22 protein-coding genes are annotated in these 20,928 nt (G+C 63.5%); 12 read left to right on the plus strand and 10 right to left on the minus strand.

The genetic code is table 11. The annotated features are described in order from the left end of the window. On the plus strand, positions 1-1,410 hold a 1,410-nt coding region (gene dnaA / locus HUK73_RS00005; protein ID WP_176590061.1), incomplete at its 5' end, for a chromosomal replication initiator protein DnaA. A gap of 32 nt (positions 1,411-1,442) precedes the next feature. Then, positions 1,443-2,048: a peptidylprolyl isomerase gene (locus HUK73_RS00010; protein ID WP_176590062.1), complete on the plus strand. Its 606-nt coding sequence runs from the start codon at positions 1,443-1,445 to the stop codon at positions 2,046-2,048. A gap of 72 nt (positions 2,049-2,120) precedes the next feature. On the opposite strand, the gene HUK73_RS00015 is transcribed toward HUK73_RS00010, so the two are convergent. Both HUK73_RS00015 and HUK73_RS00020 read right to left on the minus strand, forming a co-directional pair. Beyond that, positions 2,121-4,832: a TonB-dependent receptor gene (locus tag HUK73_RS00015; RefSeq protein WP_176590063.1), complete on the minus strand. Its 2,712-nt coding sequence runs from the start codon at positions 4,830-4,832 to the stop codon at positions 2,121-2,123. A 244-nt stretch (positions 4,833-5,076) separates the two neighbouring features. Continuing rightward, positions 5,077-5,835, minus strand: coding sequence for a class I SAM-dependent methyltransferase (locus HUK73_RS00020; RefSeq protein WP_176590064.1), 759 nt, complete (start codon positions 5,833-5,835; stop codon positions 5,077-5,079). 130 nt (positions 5,836-5,965) lie between these two features. Between HUK73_RS00020 and pip the strand changes: the two genes are divergently transcribed. From pip to HUK73_RS00035, 3 genes are all read left to right on the plus strand, one after another. Next, positions 5,966-6,907, plus strand: a complete 942-nt coding sequence (gene pip, locus HUK73_RS00025) for a prolyl aminopeptidase (RefSeq protein WP_176592737.1) — start codon at positions 5,966-5,968, stop codon at positions 6,905-6,907. Positions 6,908-6,926: 19 nt separating this feature from the next. Beyond that, positions 6,927-7,250, plus strand: a complete 324-nt coding sequence (locus HUK73_RS00030) for a hypothetical protein (protein WP_176590065.1) — start codon at positions 6,927-6,929, stop codon at positions 7,248-7,250. Between the two features lie 117 nt (positions 7,251-7,367). Next, the gene (locus HUK73_RS00035) at positions 7,368-7,706 is read left to right on the plus strand and encodes a hypothetical protein (protein WP_176590066.1); all 339 of its coding nucleotides are present in this window, start codon (positions 7,368-7,370) and stop codon (positions 7,704-7,706) included. Between the two features lie 132 nt (positions 7,707-7,838). On the opposite strand, the gene HUK73_RS00040 is transcribed toward HUK73_RS00035, so the two are convergent. The 3 genes from HUK73_RS00040 to uvrB all read right to left on the minus strand — a co-directional run bounded on the left by HUK73_RS00040 (position 7,839) and on the right by uvrB (position 10,842). After that, positions 7,839-8,180 (minus strand): hypothetical protein, encoded by a 342-nt coding sequence (locus HUK73_RS00040; protein WP_176590067.1) that lies wholly within the window; start codon positions 8,178-8,180, stop codon positions 7,839-7,841. Positions 8,181-8,306: 126 nt separating this feature from the next. Further along, a complete protein-coding gene (locus HUK73_RS00045) occupies positions 8,307-8,573 on the minus strand; it encodes a hypothetical protein (RefSeq protein WP_176590068.1) in 267 nt (88 codons plus the stop codon). A gap of 85 nt (positions 8,574-8,658) precedes the next feature. Continuing rightward, positions 8,659-10,842: an excinuclease ABC subunit UvrB gene (gene uvrB, locus HUK73_RS00050; RefSeq protein ID WP_176590069.1), complete on the minus strand. Its 2,184-nt coding sequence runs from the start codon at positions 10,840-10,842 to the stop codon at positions 8,659-8,661. Positions 10,843-10,894: 52 nt separating this feature from the next. Here uvrB and HUK73_RS00055 point away from each other — a divergent pair, with 52 nt between their 5' ends. From HUK73_RS00055 to HUK73_RS00075, 5 genes are all read left to right on the plus strand, one after another. Next, on the plus strand, positions 10,895-11,440 hold the full coding sequence (locus tag HUK73_RS00055; RefSeq protein ID WP_176590070.1) for a DUF3617 domain-containing protein: 546 nt from the start codon (positions 10,895-10,897) through the stop codon (positions 11,438-11,440). 10 nt (positions 11,441-11,450) lie between these two features. Beyond that, a complete protein-coding gene (locus HUK73_RS00060) occupies positions 11,451-11,729 on the plus strand; it encodes an HNH endonuclease (protein ID WP_176590071.1) in 279 nt (92 codons plus the stop codon). Between the two features lie 73 nt (positions 11,730-11,802). Then, a complete protein-coding gene (locus HUK73_RS00065) occupies positions 11,803-12,303 on the plus strand; it encodes a DUF3617 domain-containing protein (RefSeq protein ID WP_176590072.1) in 501 nt (166 codons plus the stop codon). Positions 12,304-12,399: 96 nt separating this feature from the next. Further along, the gene (locus HUK73_RS00070; RefSeq protein WP_176590073.1) at positions 12,400-12,873 is read left to right on the plus strand and encodes a hypothetical protein; all 474 of its coding nucleotides are present in this window, start codon (positions 12,400-12,402) and stop codon (positions 12,871-12,873) included. Positions 12,874-12,933: 60 nt separating this feature from the next. Beyond that, positions 12,934-13,446: a hypothetical protein gene (locus HUK73_RS00075; RefSeq protein WP_176590074.1), complete on the plus strand. Its 513-nt coding sequence runs from the start codon at positions 12,934-12,936 to the stop codon at positions 13,444-13,446. 2 nt (positions 13,447-13,448) lie between these two features. Here HUK73_RS00075 and HUK73_RS00080 read toward each other — a convergent pair whose 3' ends face one another. The 5 genes from HUK73_RS00080 to secB form a co-directional block, all read right to left on the minus strand. Further along, positions 13,449-14,669: an MBL fold metallo-hydrolase gene (locus HUK73_RS00080; protein WP_176590075.1), complete on the minus strand. Its 1,221-nt coding sequence runs from the start codon at positions 14,667-14,669 to the stop codon at positions 13,449-13,451. 179 nt (positions 14,670-14,848) lie between these two features. Next, a complete protein-coding gene (locus HUK73_RS00085; RefSeq protein ID WP_176590076.1) occupies positions 14,849-15,499 on the minus strand; it encodes a DUF4136 domain-containing protein in 651 nt (216 codons plus the stop codon). A gap of 200 nt (positions 15,500-15,699) precedes the next feature. Next, positions 15,700-16,704 carry a tryptophan--tRNA ligase gene (trpS, locus tag HUK73_RS00090; protein WP_176590077.1) on the minus strand — a complete coding sequence of 335 codons (1,005 nt, stop codon included), beginning with the start codon at positions 16,702-16,704 and terminating at the stop codon, positions 15,700-15,702. A gap of 4 nt (positions 16,705-16,708) precedes the next feature. Then, positions 16,709-18,316, minus strand: coding sequence for a murein biosynthesis integral membrane protein MurJ (murJ, locus tag HUK73_RS00095; protein WP_176590078.1), 1,608 nt, complete (start codon positions 18,314-18,316; stop codon positions 16,709-16,711). Between the two features lie 21 nt (positions 18,317-18,337). Next, complete coding sequence (secB, locus tag HUK73_RS00100) at positions 18,338-18,835, minus strand: protein-export chaperone SecB (protein WP_176590079.1); 498 nt, start codon at positions 18,833-18,835, stop codon at positions 18,338-18,340. A gap of 175 nt (positions 18,836-19,010) precedes the next feature. On the opposite strand from secB, the gene HUK73_RS00105 reads away from it, so the two are divergent. Together HUK73_RS00105 and HUK73_RS00110 are read left to right on the plus strand one after the other, a co-directional pair. Continuing rightward, positions 19,011-19,667, plus strand: a complete 657-nt coding sequence (locus HUK73_RS00105; RefSeq protein ID WP_176590080.1) for a Tim44/TimA family putative adaptor protein — start codon at positions 19,011-19,013, stop codon at positions 19,665-19,667. After that, a complete protein-coding gene (locus tag HUK73_RS00110) occupies positions 19,664-20,920 on the plus strand; it encodes a murein transglycosylase A (RefSeq protein WP_176590081.1) in 1,257 nt (418 codons plus the stop codon). Before HUK73_RS00105 ends, HUK73_RS00110 begins: the two co-directional genes overlap by 4 nt. The last annotated feature ends 8 nt before the right edge of the window (positions 20,921-20,928 follow it).

A 20,928-nucleotide genomic window follows, 5' to 3' on the forward strand; every position in this document is an offset into this window, starting at 1 on the left:
ATGAAGGATATTACGGCAGTGATTGGTGGTTTAAGCGGTCTGGATACGCAGCAGAATGCGCGCCTGGAGACTGCCTGGGCAACCATTCGCGCCGGCCTGCGCCGGGACATCGGCGCGCGGATGTTCGACCAGTGGCTGAAGGCCGCGCAGCTGGGCGATTATTGCCCCGAATCGCAGACCCTCGACCTGCTGTTCGCATCCGATTTCACCGCCAATTTCGTATCGGGGCAGTTCGGGGACCGGCTGCGTATGGCCTGGCGTTGCGCCGGGGCGGGCGTGCGGGAGGTTCGCCTCCGACGCGCGCCCAATGCTGTCGGCCCGCGCATCCTGGAACTGTCGGCTACCCCCGCCGTTCCGGTGGAAGAGGCTGGCGTCGCGCAGCAACCGGCGTCGAACTTCCAGCCGCGCCACAGTTTCGATGAGTTCGTGACGGGCGAAACCAATCATCTCGCCTTTTCGGCGGCGCAGGCCATGGCGGGCGAAGCCCAGCCCCGCTTCAGCCCGCTCTTCATCCATGGCGGCACCGGGCAGGGCAAGACGCATCTGCTGCATGCCATCGCCCGGACCTTTTCCGATCATTCACCATCGGCGCCGGTGCTCTACATGTCCGCCGAACGCTTCATGATGGAATTCGTGAACGCCATGCGCGCGAACGAGACCATGATGTTCAAGGCGCGGTTGCGCGCGGCGCGGCTGCTGTTGATCGACGACATTCAGTTCATCGCGGGCAAGGGGTCCACGCAGGAAGAGTTTTTGCACACCATCAACGACCTGATCGATTCGGGCGCCCGTATCGTCGTTACCGCCGATCGCGCGCCCCAGATGCTGGACGCCATCGATGCGCGCATTCTCTCGCGTCTGGCGGGCGGGCTGGTCGCGGACATCCGCCCGGCGGGCCTCGACCTGCGCCTCGCGATTCTGGAAGCCAAGCGCGCCATTGCCGGTGATCCGCCGGTGCCGGATGCAGTGGTGGATTTCCTCGCCCGCTCGATCCGCTCGAACGTGCGTGAACTGGAGGGCGCCTTCAACAAGCTGATCGCCTATGGCCAGTTGACCGGCCGGTCGATCGATCTGGAATTTGCCCAGACCATGCTTGCCGACGCCGTGCGCGCCAATGCCCGCCGGATCACCGTCGACGAGATTCAGAAGGCCTGCGCCGCGCATTATAAGATCGACGCGGCGGAGATGCGGTCGAAGCGTCGCGCCCGCGCGGTGGCGCGTCCGCGTCAGGTGGCGATGTATCTGGCCAAGAAGATGACGCCGCGTTCTTTGCCCGAAATCGGTCGCATCTTCGGCGGGCGGGATCACAGCACCGTCATTCATGCGGTCCGCACGATCGAGGATCTGCGGCAGAACAACCCGGATATCGACGCCGATATCCGTGCGCTTCAGCGTTTGCTCGAAGGCTGACAGAAGGGCGGCTTTGGATTAGGCTTTGCGCCATGATCCGACAGTTCGCCCTTCTTCTTGCCGCCTTTCTCTTCTTCTCTCCAGCCGTCGCGCAGGTCCCGGCCGCACCGCCGCCTGCCGATGTCCGGGTGGCGCTCGATACGGGCGCCGGGCGAATCGTCATTGCGGTGCATGTCGCCAAGGCGCCCGTCACCGCCGCCAATTTCCTGCGTTATGTCGATCAGAAGCGGCTGGACGGCACTCTGTTTTATCGCGGTGTCGGCACGGCGGACTATGGCTTCGTGCAAGGCGGGGCGCAGAATGATCCCAAGCGTATCCTGCCGCCCATCGCCCATGAACCGACCACCCAGACCGGCCTCACCCATGACGACGGCGCCCTGTCGATGGCTCGCTACGCACCGGGCAGCGCGACCGGCGATTTCTTCATTGTGCTGGGCAAGATGCCGGGGATGGACGCCCATCCCGAAGCGCAGGGCGACAATCAGGGCTTTGCCGTCTTCGCCCATGTGGTCGAGGGTATGGAGGTGGTGAAGGCGATCCTCGCCTTGCCCAAATCACCGACCATGGGGGAGGGCGTGATGAAGGGCCAGATGCTGGAACAGCCGGTGAAGATCCTGACCGCGCGCCGCATTCCCTGACGGAAGGTCCGCTCCTCGCCGTCACGGTCGACCCCGACCCCGCGCATCGCGCGGCTGGCCGGGGCGTCATCCTCAGAAAAACAGCTTGCGGAAGCTGATCGTCACCGCCCGCCCCAGCGGGTCGAGATAGCCCGGCTGATACCGAACCGGCGTGATCCCGCTCGCATCGGTCACGTCGCGGCGCTGGTTGAACAGATTGTCGATCCCGATCGACACCCGCGCTCCACGCAGGAAGGGATGCTGCTTCACCAGTGCCGGCATCTGCCCCAGATTGGCGAAGAGCCGCAGATCCACCGTCGCAAGGCTGCCGAAGTTCAGCCGCGACGATCCGCTCGACGTTCCGCTGAGGGCGCCGTCGACATGGGTGCCGCTCTCCCAGTCGACGCTCAGCCGCGCGCCCAGACCATTATTGGTGTAGCCCATGCGTGCATTGATCTCATGCCGTGGCTGTCCGCCTGACGATCCGGTGGCCCCGCCATTCAGCAGGTCCAGCTCCGGCACGCCGGGCGCGATCAGGATGCTCTCCGTAAAATGCCAGGTGTGATAGAGGCTGAAGCTCAGCCGCCCGCCACCGCCACCGCCGCGTCCACCGCCAAAGCCGCCGGGGCCGCCGAAGCCGCCTCCGCCCGGCCCGCGGCCGCCGCCACCGTTGAAACCGCCACCGGGGCCGCCGCCACCGCCCGGACCCTGTTCGCCTTCGCCACGCGGCCGGTCGCCGCTCTCCTGACCCTGTGGCGGCTGACCGCCGCCCTGGCCCGCGCCGGGCCCGCGATTGCCGAACATGCCGCGCAGGTCCTGCAATTCCTTGGGTCGCTCCTCAGGCCTGGCGCCTGCCGCCCGCCATGCTTCGATCACCTTCTGGATATGCGATTTCAGCGGAATCGAAAGATCGAAGCCCCAGCGCAACTGCTCGCTTTGCGACCGCAGATAATTGATCGGCCGCGTGTCGATCTGCACCAGATTGCCGTCCTCATCGCGCAGGAAACGTTGCGAGAAGGCCGCCTCGATGGCCGGTGTCGGTGTCGGAAAGGCGGCGATCGGATTGCTCGTCCGGCTGTTGGTATAGGTGGCCGTCAGCGTGAGATTGGGCTTTTCGAACGGCTTGACCGTCGCGCTCAGACGGAACTGGTCGCGCACGCTTTCCTTGAGGGCTGCATTGCCGCCGCTAAGTTGGTTCACGAACACCGTTTGCCCGGTCGCATAGTCGAACACGGAAACGTTCGGCGTCGAAATCAGCGGATCGGTGATCTGCTGCCCCGTGGGTGCGGCGCGATCCTGATTGGCCGACACCAGCAACTGCACCGCAGGCACCGGTCGCCAGCGCATGCCATAGCCCAGCGTCGAAAGCGTGCCGAAATCGGAATAATGCTGCGCGGCCGCGTTCACATTGACGCCGATGTCGCCCACCACGCCCAGAACGCCCTTCGATCGGCTGGTGATCGGCACGTCCAGGCTGACCTGCCCGCTTCCGATCTGCCGGTCATAGCTGGAATTGCTTTCGACGCCTGACCGGATCGACCAGCTGTCGAACCCATTGGCCGATCCGCCCACCCGCACCGATGTCGTCACCGCGCCCGCAGGCAGGTCGAACAGCGGCCCTGACAACAGCAGGTCGCCCTGTATCGCCTGCGACTGCGCCCGCGCCCGGTCGATCATATGGGTGGAAAACAGGCCCGGCGCGAAGCTGCCGAAGGGGTCGGCCCCGGCATTGACCGCGCCCTGGATCAGGTTCGGATCGACGCCGCGATCGGTGGCGGTGCGGGTGTTGGAACAATCGCCATTGCCGGTGAAGGACCATTGCCAGCCCCGGCCCAGCATCCCGTTCAGCGTCACGCCGAAATGGCCGGTCGTGCCCTTGATCTGCTGCCCCAGCTCGCCCGCCTGGCGCAGATAGCGATAGAAGCTCGTCTCATCGGTGAAGGGTGAGAAGGGGTTGCCGGCCAGCAGCGTCAGTTGCGCCGCCTGAAACCCTTGCAGACTGTCGCTGTCCGACAGTTCCACCCGCCCGTTGACGGTCAACGACACCTTGCCCAGCGCGCGGGCCAGCGTCGCGTTGACGGCGACATTCTCCGTCGCGGGGCTGAGCGTGCGATGATTGGCGAGCTCCGGCCCGGTCATGTTGTTCTCGCCAACCAGGAACGCGGCCAGTCCCGATGTCTGGTTGGCCCTCTCTCCCTGCACGGTCGGAATGACGCCGCGCTCGCTTTCCAGCAGTGAGGCGGCGGTCTTGTACTGCATGTCCAGGGTGAAGCGATTGTCGCCCCGGATGCGCAGCACGCCGCCCTCAGCCGAACCATTTTCCCGCCCGCCCTCAGTGGTCGTACCGGCGCGCAGGTCCACGCTTTCGGCGCGGAATCGCTGGCGCAGCACGATATTCACCACCTTCTGCGTCGGCGCATAGCCATAGCTGAGGGCTGTCTCTTCCGGCAGGATGTCGACCCGCGCCACCGCTTCGGAGGGGATGTCCTGAATCTCCGAGAAGCTGGAAATCCGCTTGCCGTTCAGCAGGACGACGGGCGTGCCGTTGGTCTGCGGCGACAATTCGGTGATCATCTCCGATATGGAGGTGACGCCCAGCGCGCGGACATCGGCGGGAGAAAGCTGTTGCTCCGGCTTGATATTGCCGACCACTGCGCCGCGCTCGGGCTGGCCGGTGACGACGATCTCGTCGCTATCGTCCAGCTGGCTGGCGGGGCCCTTGGGCGGCTGGGTCTGCGCCATCAGCGCGCCCGGCGCAGCACTGAACATCAGTGAAAACAGAAGACAGGCGAAGGAACGGCGCACTTTTTACCCCTTGAGACTGAAGACCCTGAAGCCTCCCCTCTAGGGGGGAGTTGTCGCAAAATTCTGGCAACGCCCTTAATGATTTGTCGCAAAATGTAATCGGGCAAATCGGACAATATCGTGAAAGATGATGCCCGCAGCGATGGGCGCGGTCCGGCGCGCAGCACCGCACAGCTCCAGATTCGTCAGAGGGGCGCTACAATATCCCCCCGTCATCCTGCCGCTTGGGCTCAACGACCCTTTGTCATTTCGGCTTGCGGAAACGGAACAGGAAGCGGTCGGTCTTGCCGCGAATGGCGGGGTCGAACACATTTTTGCTATGGTCGTCCTGCGGATTGGCGAGCAGCGGGCTTTCTCCGTCCAAAAGGAATCCGGCTTTGGTGAAGTCCGCCTTGACCACCGCCGGATCGATCCGGTGCAGCTTGTCGACAATGGCCCATGTATCTCCCGCAGGCCCGGCATGATCAATCACTCCCACGATCCCGCCCGGCCGGGTCGCCGCATAGAGCGCCTTCACGAAGGCGGCCGGATCGGACTTGGGAAGGCCCATCTTTTCCGACTGCCAGTAAAGGTCGTGATAGTTGAGGTTGATGAGAGCGAAATCGAAACTCTTCGCAGGCGCGGTGAAGCTTTCGAACTTATAGCTCACCCATTTCACTTCCGGGCGGCGCGCCTGGAGCGCCTGCCATTTCTGCTGGCTTTCGGGCCTGGCGGTGAACTGGCTTGGTTCGAAGCCCGTCACCTTGCCCGTCGGCCCGACGACATCGGCCATGATTTCCGCCCAATAGCCCGATCCGGTCACGATATCGGCGGCCTTCATGCCGGGCTTCAGCCCCAGAAAGGCGAGGGTTTCGGCAGGCTTGCGGCCTTCGTCCAGCGCCTTGGCCTCGGCGGGGCGTTTGGGGTCGGCAATCGCGGCGGCATAGTCGGGCGCCTTCGCCATGGCGGCGAGCGGCGTTGCAAGGGCAAGACTGGCGCAGAAAAAGGCAAGAGCGGAACGCATGGAAAACCCTCCTGTTCTTGGATTGCGGCGGAGGATGCACTTTCCGCAACCGGCGCTCAAGCGTCTCTTGTCGAAGCGGATCGCGCGTCTGTCGATTGCATTGCCCGCCAGACTTTCTACACCTGACGCCATGCGCACGCTCTACCCGCCTGTCGAACCCTTCGCCTCCGGTCATCTCGATGTCGGGGACGGCCATAGCCTCTATTGGGAACGCGCCGGAACGCCCGGCGCCAAGCCGGCCATCTTCCTCCATGGCGGCCCCGGCGGCGGTATTTCGCCCGACCATCGCCGCCTGTTCGATCCGGCGCGTTATGACGTCCTTCTCTTCGACCAGCGCGGCTGCGGCCGTTCGACGCCCCATGCGGAACTGGACGCCAACACTACCTGGCATCTTGTCGCGGACATAGAGCGCCTGCGGGAGATGATGGGCGTCGAGCAATGGCTGGTTTTCGGCGGAAGCTGGGGTTCGACGCTGGCGCTGTCCTATGCCCAGACGCATGCCGACCGCGTGACCGAACTGGTGCTGCGCGGCATCTTCACTATCCGCAAATGCGAGATCGGCTGGTATTATCAGCGCGGCGCCAGCCGCATCTATCCCGACAAATGGGAACGCTTTGTCGCGCCGATCCCGGAAAGCGAGCGGGGCGATCTGCTCCACGCCTATCGCCGCGTCCTGACCGGCGACGATCGTGCAGCCCGAATCGCCGCAGCCAAGGCCTGGAGTGTGTGGGAGGGCGAAACCATCCGGCTGCTCCCCGACGAAGCGCTCTCCGCCACGCATGAAGCCGATGATTTCGCGCTCGCCTTCGCGCGCATCGAAAATCATTATTTCGTCCATGGCGGCTGGCTGGAGGAAGGCCAGTTGATCCGCGACGCGCACAGGTTGGCGGACATTCCCGGCGTGATCGTCCAGGGCCGCTACGACATGGCCTGCCCCGCCGAGACTGCGTGGGCGCTGCACCGGGCCTGGCCGCAGGCGCGTTTCGAAATGATCGAGGGCGCGGGTCATGCCTTCAACGAGCCGGGCATTCTCGACGCCCTCATCCGAGCCACGGACGCTTTTGCGGCGTGACCAACAGGAAAGATAATGCATGCGGAAAATGATCGTTCTGGCTGCGGTTTTCAGCCTGATGTCCTGCGGCGAAAGCAGTGACCAGACTCCCGTCAGGCCGCAAGCCGCGCCCGAAACCGGAGCGGCTGCCGAGGTCGCCAAGCTTGATGAAAGGCTCCGCAACGGCGTTCTGGAAAAGGCGATCAAGGCGTCGGGCGCGCTATGCCCCAGCGTCACCAAATCCGAACGCGCCGAGGTGCGGACCGGGGTCAAGGGGTGGAAGGCTGAGTGCGACAACGGCACCGCCCATCTGATCGAGATACACGCCGATGGCACGGCGAACGTCACCAGCCGGACCTATTGATTGGGAGTTAATGCAGGCCGAGGCGGCAGGATGGCAGCTGACGACCAAAATTGACATCCGGCTCGGAGTAGAGGTTGCCTACTTGCGGACATGCCGCAGACAAAGCATTATGCAGCAATGGCAGAATTTGAAAGCTTGAACGGCGAAGATGATTGGGATCAGGTCTTCGCGGATGACCTGATCGGTTGCACGTTGTTAGTGGGCCTAACGTTTGTTGATCATGCTGATGATGTCATTCGCCGCCAGCAGATATTTGGGGTTGTGGAAACTGTAGATAAAGGCGCTGGGATCACGCTCCGTCAACAAACCGATGGAGAGCTCTTCACGATTGCTCCGGTGCTTGAGGCCATTCAGCCGGGCGAACCTGGCATCTATCAACTTTCGGATACAGATGAAAAAGTAGAAGACCCTGATTTCACGGCTTTGATTACGGTCCGTGCCCCGCATCGGTGCTAGCGTTTGTTTTCCATTCGTGGTCACGGACATCGATATGCCGTCGGTCTGGTCGCGACCAGAACAGGTCATTCAGCGGTAATTTTCCAACGCTGGAAAGCTGCCGCTTCCTTGCCGTTTCTAAAGGATCGCATCTCATTTGCCGTCGTGAGGAAACACTGCGGTAACCTTTTTATCCGTTAGCTTGAATGAAACCCGAAGCGGCGTTGTCACTTGATTGCAAGTCCAAGATGCGGTCAATTCCTGCACGTTCGAAGCAAGCGGCTCGGCATCGAGCGCTTGTCGCGTAGGCTTAACTTCAACGAGATGGCAATCTCTAGCAGTCGGGAACCACTGATACACACCGCCTTCATTTCGAATGTAAGCTTCGACCTGCTCGGCACCTTCGCCTTCTATGACTAGGGCAGGCGGTTTCGTTTTCGACCCGCAAGCTGCGGCACCAAAAGCAAGCATAATACATAAGCTAGAAGTTTTCATCACAGGCCATAATCCTTGGGTATGATGCTCATCTCGCTCGCGAAATCTTCCAATTGAATGGTAACCTACGGCAGCTTTCTACTATATCAAACTGGAAACGGCCGTTCGGCTTCCCACCCGTCAGCGTCATGGATGACGCGACTGCAAGTGCTCCAAGAGTTGTTCAAGCATCAGCGTCCCGGCCTCGTTCTGGGCGATCAAGCACGGCTCATCCCATTCCTGTTCGAACAGGAAAGTTTCGCCCCCAAATGTCAGGCGAGCATATGTGGGTTGAACGTCGCTTAGCACCGGACCGAAAAGGGCCGAGATTGCCTCGCGAACATTGGCAAGATCGGCAGGTGCGAACTCCAGGGACGCGTTGCCTTTGGGAAGAGGAAGCAGACTGATAGCCATGACTCAGTATGCATAATTCGGGTCTGCTTTACAGCTTCGACAGCCGAAGACCTGTCATTCCGCTCTCCACCCTTCGCAGCCATCTCTATCGCCCAAATTTCTTCTGTACCTTCCCATAGCGCAATTTCCGCGTTCCGGGTTTCCCCTCGGTGGCGCGTCCCTTTGGCGCCGCCACCTGCTGCTCGGCGGGTAAACCCAGTTCCTCCGCCTCCAGCTTGCGGATTTCATCGCGGATGCGACCGGCTTCCTCGAACTCAAGGTCCGCCGCCGCCGCGCGCATCTTCTTCTCCAGATCCTCGATATAGGCGCGCAGATTGTGCCCGACCAAGTGCGGCCGATCCTCCAGCCCCGTCTCGACCGTGACCTGATCCTTCGACGCGACATGGGCGATGATGTCGCTGATATTCTTCTTCACCGTCTGCGGCGTGATGCCATGCGCGGCATTATATTCCATCTGCTTCTCGCGCCGCCGCGAGGTTTCATTGAGCGCCCGCTCCATGCTCCCGGTCACCCGGTCGGCATAAAGGATCACCCGCCCCTCGACATTGCGCGCCGCGCGCCCGATGGTCTGGATCAGCGAGGTTTCGGACCGGAGAAACCCTTCCTTGTCCGCGTCCAAAATCGCCACCAGCCCGCACTCCGGAATATCCAGCCCCTCGCGCAGCAGGTTGATGCCGATCAGCACATCATAGACGCCCAGCCGCAAGTCGCGGATCAGCTCGATACGCTCCAGCGTCTCGACGTCGCTATGCATGTAGCGGACCTTGATTCCCGCCTCATGCATGAACTCGGTCAGGTCTTCGGCCATCCGCTTGGTCAGCGTGGTGACGAGCGTGCGGTATCCCTGCGCCGCCACCTTGCGGCATTCGTTGATCAGGTCGTCCACCTGATCCTCGACCGGTTTGATCTCGACCGGCGGATCGATGAGGCCCGTCGGGCGAATGACCTGCTCGGAGAAGGTGCCGCCGGTCTGTTCCATCTCCCACGGGCCCGGCGTCGCGGAGACGCTCACCGTCTGCGGCCGCATCGCGTCCCATTCGTTGAAGCGCAGCGGTCGGTTGTCGATGCAACTCGGCAGGCGGAAGCCATATTCGGCCAGCGTGATCTTGCGCCGATGGTCGCCCCGCGCCATCGCCCCGATCTGCGGCACGGTCTGATGGCTCTCGTCCACGAACAGCAGCGCGTTCTCAGGCAGATATTCGAACAAGGTCGGCGGCGGCTCGCCCGGCAGACGCCCGGTCAGGAAGCGCGAATAATTCTCGATCCCCGCGCAGCTTCCGGTGGCCGCGATCATCTCCAGATCAAAGTTCGTCCGCTGCTCCAGCCTTTGCGCCTCCAGCAGCTTGCCCTCGCCGGTCAGCTCCTTCAGTCGCTCGGCCAGTTCGAAGCGGATCGCCTCCATCGCCTGCTTGAGCGTCGGCCCCGGCGTGACGTGGTGCGAATTGGGAAAGACCTTCACATAATCGAGCGACGCGATCTTCTTCCCCGTCAGCGGGTCGAACTCGACAATCTCCTCAATCTCATTGCCGAAGAAGCTGACCCGCCACGCCGTATCCTCATAGTGGGAGGGGAAAATCTCCAGATTATCCCCCTTCACCCGGAAATTGCCGCGCGCAAAACCCGCATCGTTGCGCTTATACTGGAGCGCCACCAGCTTGCGGATGATCTCCCGCTGGTCCTCGATCTGTCCCTTCTTCATCGCGAAGGTCATGGCGGAGTAAGTCTCGACCGATCCGATGCCGTAAAGACAGGACACGGACGCCACGATCAGCACATCGTCCCGCTCCAGCAGCGCGCGGGTGGCCGAGTGCCGCATCCGGTCGATCGCTTCGTTTACGCTGGACTCCTTCTCGATATAGGTGTCCGACCGCGGCACATAGGCTTCGGGCTGATAATAATCATAGTAGCTGACGAAATATTCGACCGCGTTTTCAGGGAAGAAGCTCTTGAACTCCCCATAAAGCTGCGCGGCGAGAATCTTGTTCGGGGCAAGCACCAGCGCGGGCCGCTGCATCGCCTCGATCACCTTGGCCATGGTGAAGGTCTTGCCCGAGCCGGTGACGCCCAGCAGCACCTGATCCTTCTCGCCCGTCAGCGCGGTTTCCACCAGTTCGGCAATGGCGGTCGGCTGGTCGCCCGACGGCTCATAGTCCGACACCAGCTTGAACGGCCGCCCGCCCTCGCTCTTTTCGGGGCGCGCGGGGCGGTGAGGGACGAAGCCTTCGCCGGTCTCCGGCTCGTCCAGCGTGGTGCGGATTTGAATTGTCATCGCCCCTTGATATGGTCCCGCCCCAAGCGGGGTGCAACAGGGAGGATTTTCAATGCGCAAAACTATACTGGGCCTGGTGGGCGCAACGGCTCTGCTGGCCGCCTGCGGCGAGAAACCTGGCGGTTCCGGCCAGCCCCAGACCCGTGAAGAGGTCAAGCAGCAGGTCCAGAAGGTTCAGCTCAAGCCCGGCCAGTGGGAGGGCAGCTATGAGCTGGAAGACATCGACATGCCGAACATGCCCGGCGGCGCCGCCCAGATGAAAGAGCAGATGAAGAAGATGATGAGCCGCACGTCCATCAAATATTGCGTCTCTCCCGAAGAAGCGGCGAACCCCAGCGGCAAGATGTTCTCCGGCCAGGAAAATAAGGACTGCACCTATAAGGGCTTCGACGCCAGCGGCGGCTCGGTCAAGGGCGAGATCAGTTGCAAGTCGTCGCAGGGCGGTACGATGAACGCCGTCATGACGGGCGAATATGCGCCGGAAAGCTATGCCATGCACATGGACATGAAGATGACCGGCGCACCCAACGGCATGAACATGAGCATGAAGGCCAAGACGTCGGGCAAGTGGATCGGGTCGACCTGCACGCCAAAATGAGCCTTGTTGGATGAGCGATGACACGCCGGCATGCTGGCTCTGCCGCCGGCCGCTGGGCAAGCGCGTCGAATGGCATCATCCGCTGCCGAAGAGCCGGGGAGGGTGGGACACCGTGCCCGTCCACCCGATCTGCCATCGCGCCATCCACGCGCATCTGAGCAATGCCGACCTTGCCCGCGCCTATGGCGATGCAGACGCTTTGCGCGCTCATCCCGGCATCGCCCGCTTCCTCGGCTGGGTCGCGAACAAGCCCGCCGATTTCCACGCGCCCACCCACAGGAAGCGCTGACCAGATTTCTCTTGCGCTTTACGTGACTTGGCGCGAGCTTTGCCCGGTTCCGATCAGAGAACAGGGAGAGGATATGCGAAAGATGGTGCTGGCGGCGCTGCCGCTTGGGCTGATGACTCTGACCGCCTGCGGCAACAAGGCGGAACCTGAACCCGAAACGGTCGAAGCGCCGGTGCTGATGAAGGCGGGCGAATGGACGCTGACCCGCAAGACCACCGGCTACAATACCCCCACAGTGACCCCGGCTGAATATCAGGCGGCGCTCAAGCAGACGAGCGAGGACAAGAGCTGCATCGCCGTCGACGCGGGTGGCTTGCCCGATCCCAATGCGCTGGCCGGCGCGGAGGGCAAGGATTGCAGCTACAAGGACAAGCTGATCCACAAGGGACGGTTGATCGCCACGCTGGCCTGCAAGGCGGGCAAGGGCACGTCGGAGATCGCGCTGGAGGGCAATTTCACCGCCGACACGCTGACGCTGGGCAGCACCATGACCAGGACGGAGGGCGGCCAGCCTGTCCTGCGCACCACCCATGACCTCACCGGCAAGCGCACGGGGGAATGCGCCAAAGGCTAACCGACCGGCTCGCAAGGGGAAATCGAACCTGCGCCGGGCTGCGATTCATGCGATGCTCATGGGCGACATCATCTCCTTGAGACGGGGAGTCGTTCCATGCTCTTTCATCTGTCGATCGCGGCCCGGGACCCGCGCCATGTTGCGCAGGTCATTGCGCAATTCTGGCGCGGGGAGGCCCATCCCTTCCCGCCCGTCACCCCCGACAGCTGGATCGCGCTGGCGGGCGACGATCGCGGCACGGCGATAGAGGTCTATCCGCTCGGCACTGTCCTGCGCGAGGCGGAGGGCGACGCCGACAGCTTGGGAGAGCCGACCCCGCAGACCGGCTATACCGCCACCCATGCCGCCATCGCCACGGTACTGAGCCAGGAGGAGGCGCTTGCCATCGCCGCCCGCGAAGGTTGGCCCGCCAAATATCGCAAGCGCGGCGGAGCGTTCGGCGTCATCGAATTGTGGATAGAGGGCCATCAGATGGTGGAACTGCTGACGCAGGAGATGCAGGCGGAATATCTCGCGCTCATGGCGGGTGAGGGCTATCGTGCGATGCTGGCTGCCGGTGCGCCAGCCTGACCCGTGAAGCTGTTGAAAAACAAATTCGCCTATCCCGCTATGGCAAGGGGGAGGGCGGATATGCGACTGGCTGGAATCATCATCATGGGTGCGCTGGCGCTTGGCGGCTGCGCTCCGCGGCAGGACGATCCGTCCAATCCGCCGCGTCTTGGCCAATGGCACGATCGCACCGTGCTGACCGGCGTGCGGCTCAACGACCGCGCGCTGAAGGAAGAGGAAATCCCGCCCGACTTCCGCCGGAAGCTGGCCCGTTTCGACAAGGATGACAGTTATTGCGGCGAACCCCGTCCCCGCGAGCGGGCGGAGGTGCAGGCGCTGCTGGATGAGAAATTCGACAGTTGCGAGATCGAGACTTTCGATCTGAACGGGCCGGAGATCGCCGTGCTGTCCCGCTGCCGTCCGCGCAGGGTGAAGGAGGATGTGCTGATGACGGCCAAGGTGAATGGTTTCACGGGCGCGGAAAGCATCCGTCTCGACATCGACGCCATTGCCCGCCTGACCGAAAAGACCGGCGGCAACCAGCTCCTCATGATTTCCGGTCGCCGCGAGCTTACCCGTACCGGGGATTGCTGAGTTTATTCGAGCGCCGCGATCGCTCGCCGGTCGCAGTGTTTTTCGCCGCGTGGCACCGGCGAATAGGCCGGGACCAATATCGACTGGCCGATCCTGAGCGGGGCGAAGCGCTGCCGCTCGATCCCTCCGCAGCGTAGAGAAAATTCCAGCATCTTCGGTGGGGTGTCCCATTTTTCATAGGACAGGCGGAACGTTCCCCAATGAATGGGGATGGCGGTCGAGGCTTTCAGCTTCTCGAAAACCTGCACCGCCTGTTCCGGCCCGATATGCGAGTCCGATTGCATCTGCCCATGCCAGAAGCGGAAGGCGCCGATCGGGATCATCGCCAGCCGGATCGGCCCCAGCCGCGCCGCTTCCTCTGGCCAGGCCATGTCGCCCGCCCCGGTGTCGCCGGCGAAGAAGATATTACCTGCCCGCGTCTCGATCACGAAGCTCGACCACAGCGCCCGGCTGCGGTCCGTACCCCAGCGGCTGCTCCAATGATGGTTGCGCAGCACATGGATGCGATAATCCGGGCAATGTTCGTAATTCTCGCACTGGATGACGGTATCGCCGCCCAGCCCGTTCAGCGCGGCCCCGCTGGCCGACTGGCCCCAGTCCAGTGCTGTCGACGGGATGCCATGGTCGCGCAGAATCTTGTCATTGCCGAGGCTGGTGACGATCTGGGGCCGGTCCCGCTCCCACAGCCTCCTGAGCGTGGGAATGTCCATATGGTCATAATGATTGTGGCTGATGAGGATGAGGTCGATCTTCGGCAGATCGTCGAAGCGCACGCCCGGCTGCGCCACCCGCTTCGGTCCCAGCGGGGGCAGGGGGCTGGCATAATCCGACCAGATCGGGTCGGTCAGGATATTGATCCCCGCCGCCTGCACCAGCACTGTCGAATGGCCTACCCAGGTCGCCACCATACCCCGGGGCGCGGCGAAGGCGGGCGGGCGCGAAGGCTGTACCGTCACCGCATCGGGCCATTCGGGCCGGTCGTCCTGCCCGATCAGCCAGCGCGCGATGAAACCGCGCCGGTTGCTGCCCGGCGGTGCGGAAAAATGGATCTCGCCATCAGGATTGAAGAAACGCGCGCCGTCATAATGGCGACTGACCGGCCCCTCATAATAGATGCGGTCGAGAAAGGGCGGAACGATGGTGACCGCCAGACAGAGAGCGATGACCGCGAACAACAGTGCAACCCCCGCGCCCTTCAGGATTTTCTCGACGATGCGGCCCATGCCGTCTCCCACTATGATGACGGGCACGGACATAGCGCGGATCGGTGCGCGGACAAGGGGTGCAGGAGCCTGCTGCAAGCGCGGAGCGTGAAGGCCGCGTTATGCCCAAAAGAAAGCCCGGCGATCATCGACCGCCGGGCAATGGGGGCATGGTTGGGAGCCGCCCTCTTGAAAGCCGTTCAGCCCTTCTTTTCGGGCGGCAGCGTGATCTTCACATTCTCGCCATTCTGGCCCGGGAAGCCGGTGAACATCGCGTCGATCAGGTTCGGCACCAGATAGGTCAGCTTGTTCGACAGCGACTGCGCCTGCGCCTTGCCCTCGAACAGGCGGCGATGGTCGGCGGCGCGATCGATCTTCATGCTGAGATCGCCGGTATAGACGGTGTAGCTGCTGATGTCGTTATAGCCACCGGGACCGAACAGCCACGGATCGTAGAAGCCATAGCCCCAGGGACGGCCCCAGCGCCCGCGCCAGCCCCAACCGCCATAGAAGAAGGGATCGGGCGCACCAAAGCCGGTTGAGCGCACCTTCTCCCGGCCATTGTCGACGCTGTAGGCGATGCGGACCACCAAGTCCGCGCGCGCCGGATCGCCGGCCGCGACATAGCCCGTCTGGGTCAGGCGCTGGCCGACCAGATCGGCATAGTGGGAAAATTCAAGTCCACCGGCGAGACGCGGATCGTCCGCGACGACGGTGAAGCTTTGCCCGGCGGGAGCCGGAAGCTGCTGAAAGCGGGCGACGTCGGCCTTGAAGGAGGTTGCGCAGCCCGACAGCGCCACCAGCGCCAGGGCGGGCGCCGCGATCAGGCCGATCTTTTTGAAACGGATCATTTTTCTGCGTCCTGTATCAGGCACTACGCCTGCGAAACACCTTGCGCCCTGCCATAGCAAAACGCAACTGAACATCGTTTGAACGCGCGAAACGGGCAAATCGGCGCAAACCATGTCCTGTCACCCCCTAGGACGACGCGGGCAGGATCGTTCCGTCGCGAACAGGAGGGGGACCGCCACTTTGGCGATCACCTGTGACATTAACGCATCAGTCCCATCGCCTGATAGGCGGCGCGCAAGGTCGGCTCGGCGGCGGAGGAGGCCTTTGCCGCGCCCTTTTCCAGGATCGCGTCCAGTGCGGCGTCGTCGCTGCGCAGGTCCATGAACCGCGTGCGGATGGGGCGGAGCGTCTCCACCAGTAGTTCGCCCAGCGCCGGCTTGAACGCGCCGAAGCCCTTGCCCGCAAACTCGGCGCAGACGGCGTCGGCGGTCGTGCCCGACAGCGTCGCATAGATGCCGATCAGATTGCTCGCCTCCGGGCGGCCCGCCAGACCTTCGGCTGTTTCGGGCAAGGGTTCGGGATCGGTTTTGGCCTTCTTCACCTTCTGCATGATCGCATCATCATCGTCGGTCAGGTTGATGCGGCTCATATCGGACGGGTCGGACTTGGACATCTTCGCCGTGCCGTCGCGCAGCGACATGATGCGCGCCGATTCCTTCGGAATGATCGGGTCGGGCAGGGTGAACAGTTCCACGCCGAAGTCGGCATTGAACTTGGTGGCGATGTCGCGGGCCAGTTCCAGATGCTGTTTCTGGTCTTCGCCCACGGGCACATGCGTCGCCTGGTAAAGCAGCACGTCGGCCGCCATCAGCACCGGATAGACATAGAGGCCGACGGAGGCGCTTTCGCGATTCTTGCCCGCCTTGTCCTTGAACTGGGTCATGCGATTGAGCCAGCCGATCCGCGCCGTGCCGTTGAGCAGCCAGCACAGTTCCGCATGGGCGGGGACGCGCGCCTGGTTGAAGAGGACGCTGCGGTTGGGGTCGATGCCCGCCGCGACCAGCGCGGCGGCCATGTCGCGCACATGGCGCATGCGGGCGCCAGGCTCTTCATGCACGGTGATCGAGTGCATGTCGGCGAGGAAGAAGAAACACTGGCTGGCGGAATCCATCTCATCCTGCATCCGCACCCAGTTGCGGATCGCGCCCAGATAATTGCCCAGGTGCAGATTGCCGGTCGGCTGGATGCCGGAAAGGACGCGCATTCTTCTATCCATTCTCTTGGCTAGGGATTGAACTTTTGCGGCGCATCAGCGCCTTGAGGTCGGACAGCCGATAGGCGCCCGTGATGAAACAGGCCACCCCGTAAAGCGCAATGCCCGTCCCGACAAGCACCGCGAGCGCCACATAGCGCTGGATCATCACCCCGCCGAGCCATGGGTCCAGCAGGTCTTCGCCCGCATAAAGCGCCATGCCCATGGCGACCGCCGCCACCGCGAGCCGGGGCAAACGCCGCCGCAACTGCCCGTCGGCGGAGAAGTGGCCGCGCTTCACCAGCGTCGAATAGAGCATCGCGACATTGAGGGTCGAGGAGAGCGCGGTCGCCAGCGGCGGCCCGACATGGCCCATGCCGAAATGACCGAGCAGCGGGATCAGGACGATATTGCCGATGATGTTGACGACGATGGAAAGCATCGCATAGCGCACCGGCGTCCGGGTGTCGCCGCGCGCATAATAGCCCGGCGTCAGCACCTTCACGAGCACATAGGAGGGCAGGCCGATGGAGAAGGCCGACAGCGCCCAGCCGCAACGCTGCGCATCCTCGACCGTGAAGCGGCCATATTGGAAGAGGCCCCGCACGATTGGCTCGGCCACGGTGATGAAGGCCACCGTTGCGGGCAAGGTCAGGAACAGCGCCAGTTCGATGCCGCGATTCTGCGTATCCATCGCTTGCTTGTCCTGTCCCGTCGAGAGCAGGCGCGAGATGGTCGGCAGCAGGATGGTGCCAAGGCCGATGCCGATCAGCCCCAGCGGCAACTGGTTCAGCCGGTCGGCATAATAGATATAGGTGATCGACCCCGAAGCGAGCAGCCAGCCCGACAGGGCGGTGGAGATCAGCAGGTTGATCTGCGACGCGCCCGCGCCTGCGGCGGCCGGGACGATCAGCCGCAGCAATTGCTTCACATCCGCATCGAAGCGCGGCCGCTTGAGCTTCATCGACACGCCTGCCCGCTGACAGGCCCAGATCAGCCAGAGCAGTTGCAGCGCGCCGCCCACGGTGACGGAAATCGCCTGCACGCGCGCCGTTTCATATTCATTGGCGCCGTGGAACAGCCACAGCCCGGCGATCATCGCGATGTTGAGCAGGATCGGCGCCGCCGCATTCACCCAGAATTTGTCGAGTGAATTGAGAATGCCGCCCAGCAGCGAGGCCAGGCTGATCAGTGCCAGATAGGGCAGGGTGATGCGCGACAGCATCACCGCAAAGGCGAACTGCTCCGCCGTCGGATGCTGCCGGGAAAAGCCGCCGGACAGCGCCCAGGTGATCGGCCAGGCCGCCGCGATCAGCAGTGCGGTGAACAGCAGCAGCACAGGCAGCAGCACCGCCAGCGCGCGTTCGGCGAAATGATAGCCTTCCGCGATCCCGCCCGGTCCCGCCGCCTTGCGGTTGAACATTGGGATGAAGGCGGCGGAAAAGGCGCCCTCGGCGAAAAGGGCGCGGAACATGTTGGGCAGGCGGAAGGCGACGCCGTTAAAGGCGTCCGACGCGAACCCCGCGCCGACATAGCGTGCCGCGAGCGAATCGCGAACCAGCGCGAGCACCCGGCTGGCGAGCGTCAGCCCGCCGACCGAGCCAAGCGCCCGCACCAGCTTCATATCTTAATTCCCCTGACCGGCTCAGGCGTGACCGGCCGGTTCGCCCGCGGTCTGCGCCATGGCTTCCGCCTGCTGGACATAGAGGCCGCCGAAATCGATCGGATCGAGCAGCAGCGGCGGGAAGCCGCCGTCGCGGATCGCATCGGCCAGCACGCGGCGGGCGAAGGGGAAGAGCAGGCGCGGCGCTTCGGCCAGCATGAAGGGCTGCATCTGGTCTTCAGGCACGTTGCGCATGCCGAAGATCGCTGCATAGACCAACTCGACGGCAAAGGCGGTGCCCTGCGGCGCGGTCGCCTTGACCTCGATCTTCAGCGAGACTTCGACGACTTCCTCGCCCACCTTGTCGGCGCCGATGTTGAACTGCACGTCGATCTGCGGCTGGTCCTGCCACTGGTAGACGGCCGGTGCGTTCGGGTTCTCGAACGACAGGTCCTTCACATACTGGCTGATCAGCGCGATCTGCGGGCCGTTGTCGGCGCCATTGCCGGTGGTCTGAATGATATCGGCTTCCTCGGCCATTGTTTTTCCCTGGGTTTGACAGGCGGAATGCCCGCTTGATGTTCGACCCGCGCGCTTAGCAGGGGCGGCTGGGCAGGGCAATGGACCTCACGCAAAGCCGCCATTTGAATATGCGGGGAAACATGCCTATGTTGGTTGCGTTACAGTTTTTCAGATTCAAAGGGTAGCTGACCCCGTGTACGTGATCGTCATTCTCGCCATGATTGCCGGTTTCCTGGCGCTTCGGCTCTATTCCGTGCTCGGCAAGCGCACGGGGCATGAGCAGGAGCCTGCCCTTCGCCCGGCGGATGAGCGCGCCAAGGTGACGATTGTGCAGCCTCGCCCGGCGCCGGAAATGGTGGGCGATTCGGTGCGCCTGTCCGACGGGCTGATCGCGCCCGGCGGAGAGGCGGGCGTCCGCATGCTGATCGCGGCGGATCGCAGCTTCGACGTGCCCCAGTTCGTGGAAGGCGCCAAGGCGGCTTACAAGATGGTGCTCGAAGCTTTCTGGCGCGGTGATCGGCAGGAGCTGGAATGGCTCTGCGACGCCGATGTTCTGGCCTCCTTCGAGGAAGCCATCGCTGCGCGTGAGGCGGAAGGGCATGTGCTCGACAACCGGCTGGTCCGCATCGAAAAGACGCAGATCGTCGATGCCAGCGTCAATGGCCGGATCGCGGAGATTTCGCTGCGGTTCGAGGCGGATATCGCCGCCGTCACCCGCGATAAGGACGGCCATGTCGTGGCCGGGTCGCTGACCGATGCGATCGGCACCAACGACATCTGGACCTTCACGCGCGACCTGCGCAGCACCGATCCCAACTGGAAGCTCAGCGAGACCGACGAGGCGGCATGACCCTGCGCCAGTCGGGGGGGGCGCTGGCCGCGGCATTGCTGCTGTCCGCTTGCGCGGGCGGCGTCATTCCGCCGGGCGCGAGTGGTCCGGCCCCTTCGCGCCCACCGCATGGCGGAGAGGCGGCGACCCGCCCCGTTCCTGCCACGCCCCGGCCGACCCTGCCGGTGACGCCACCGACTTCCGTCACACCCGCCGATACCGCCAATGCGGTCAGCACGGGCATTACGCGCGGCCCCGATATCGCCAATCTGATTCCGTCGGGTGAACGATCACGCAAGGCGTTGCAGGCCTTCCGTCTGTCCTGTCCGTCGCTGATGCGGCGTACCGACCAGAGTGGGCTGACCCGTGGGTCCGACTGGAACAATGCCTGCGCCGCCGCGTCGAGCTGGCCCGAAAGCTCGGCCAATGAATTTTTTTCGCGCTATTTCGAAGCGGTGCAGGTGGGTCCCGGCACGGCTTTCGTCACGGGCTATTATGAGCCGGAAATCGCCGGTTCGCGCAGCCGTCAGCCCGGCTATCAGGTGCCGATCTATCGCCGCCCCTCCAATCTGGTCGACGTCAATCTCGGCCTGTTCAGCGACAGCCTGAAGGGCAAGACCATTCGCGGCAAGGTGGACGGCAGCAATTTCGTCCCATTCGACGATCGGTCGCAGATCGTGTCGGGGGCGCTGGCGGGCCAGGGGCTGGAACTGGCCTGGGCAGCGGATCCGGTCGAATTCTTCTTCCTGCAGGTACAGGGCAGCGGCCGGTTGTTGCTGCCCGATGGCGGTGTCATGCGCATCGGCTATGACGGCCAGAATGGGCGGGACTATACCGGCATCGGCAAGCTGATGAAGGATCGTGGCCTGATCCAGGCGGGGTCGATGCAGGACATCATGGCCTATTTGCGCGCGCATCCGGCCGAAGGCGCGGCGATCATGAATGAGAACAAGAGCTTCGTCTTCTTCCGTGAACTGACCGGCGCGGGTCCGCTGGGCGCCATGGGCGTGGCGGTAACGCCCGAGGCGACGGTGGCGGCCGATCCCCGCTATGTGCCGATGGGCGCGCCGGTGCTGCTCTCGCTCGACCGGGCCGAACCCAATGGCATCTGGATCGCGCAGGACACTGGCGGCGCGATCAAGGGCGCCAATCGCTTCGACAGTTTCTGGGGCGCGGGTAGCGATGCGCGCAGCATCGCGGGCGGCATGTCGGCGCGGGGCAGCGCATTGATCCTGCTGCCTGTCGGATCGGCGGCGCGGCTCGGCCAGAACTGATGCCCTGC

Origin of the sequence: Sphingobium sp. EM0848 (assembly GCF_013375555.1) — a bacterium.
GTDB lineage: Bacteria > Pseudomonadota > Alphaproteobacteria > Sphingomonadales > Sphingomonadaceae > Sphingobium.

Excerpts from the sequence above, each read along its gene's own strand:
- uvrB (WP_176590069.1), bottom strand. The coding sequence starts at position 10,842 with ATGACAATTCAAATCCGCACCACGCTGGACGAGCCGGAGACCGGCGAA.
- HUK73_RS00080 (WP_176590075.1), bottom strand. The coding sequence starts at position 14,669 with ATGGGCCGCATCGTCGAGAAAATCCTGAAGGGCGCGGGGGTTGCACTG.
- murJ (WP_176590078.1), bottom strand. The coding sequence starts at position 18,316 with ATGAAGCTGGTGCGGGCGCTTGGCTCGGTCGGCGGGCTGACGCTCGCC.
- HUK73_RS00030 (WP_176590065.1), top strand. The coding sequence starts at position 6,927 with ATGCGGAAAATGATCGTTCTGGCTGCGGTTTTCAGCCTGATGTCCTGC.
- HUK73_RS00070 (WP_176590073.1), top strand. The coding sequence starts at position 12,400 with ATGCTCTTTCATCTGTCGATCGCGGCCCGGGACCCGCGCCATGTTGCG.
- HUK73_RS00020 (WP_176590064.1), bottom strand. The coding sequence starts at position 5,835 with ATGCGTTCCGCTCTTGCCTTTTTCTGCGCCAGTCTTGCCCTTGCAACG.
- pip (WP_176592737.1), top strand. The coding sequence starts at position 5,966 with ATGCGCACGCTCTACCCGCCTGTCGAACCCTTCGCCTCCGGTCATCTC.
- HUK73_RS00085 (WP_176590076.1), bottom strand. The coding sequence starts at position 15,499 with ATGATCCGTTTCAAAAAGATCGGCCTGATCGCGGCGCCCGCCCTGGCG.
- HUK73_RS00060 (WP_176590071.1), top strand. The coding sequence starts at position 11,451 with ATGAGCGATGACACGCCGGCATGCTGGCTCTGCCGCCGGCCGCTGGGC.
- HUK73_RS00075 (WP_176590074.1), top strand. The coding sequence starts at position 12,934 with ATGCGACTGGCTGGAATCATCATCATGGGTGCGCTGGCGCTTGGCGGC.
- HUK73_RS00010 (WP_176590062.1), top strand. The coding sequence starts at position 1,443 with ATGATCCGACAGTTCGCCCTTCTTCTTGCCGCCTTTCTCTTCTTCTCT.
- HUK73_RS00110 (WP_176590081.1), top strand. The coding sequence starts at position 19,664 with ATGACCCTGCGCCAGTCGGGGGGGGCGCTGGCCGCGGCATTGCTGCTG.
- HUK73_RS00040 (WP_176590067.1), bottom strand. The coding sequence starts at position 8,180 with ATGAAAACTTCTAGCTTATGTATTATGCTTGCTTTTGGTGCCGCAGCT.
- trpS (WP_176590077.1), bottom strand. The coding sequence starts at position 16,704 with ATGCGCGTCCTTTCCGGCATCCAGCCGACCGGCAATCTGCACCTGGGC.
- HUK73_RS00045 (WP_176590068.1), bottom strand. The coding sequence starts at position 8,573 with ATGGCTATCAGTCTGCTTCCTCTTCCCAAAGGCAACGCGTCCCTGGAG.
- HUK73_RS00065 (WP_176590072.1), top strand. The coding sequence starts at position 11,803 with ATGCGAAAGATGGTGCTGGCGGCGCTGCCGCTTGGGCTGATGACTCTG.
- secB (WP_176590079.1), bottom strand. The coding sequence starts at position 18,835 with ATGGCCGAGGAAGCCGATATCATTCAGACCACCGGCAATGGCGCCGAC.
- HUK73_RS00035 (WP_176590066.1), top strand. The coding sequence starts at position 7,368 with ATGGCAGAATTTGAAAGCTTGAACGGCGAAGATGATTGGGATCAGGTC.
- HUK73_RS00055 (WP_176590070.1), top strand. The coding sequence starts at position 10,895 with ATGCGCAAAACTATACTGGGCCTGGTGGGCGCAACGGCTCTGCTGGCC.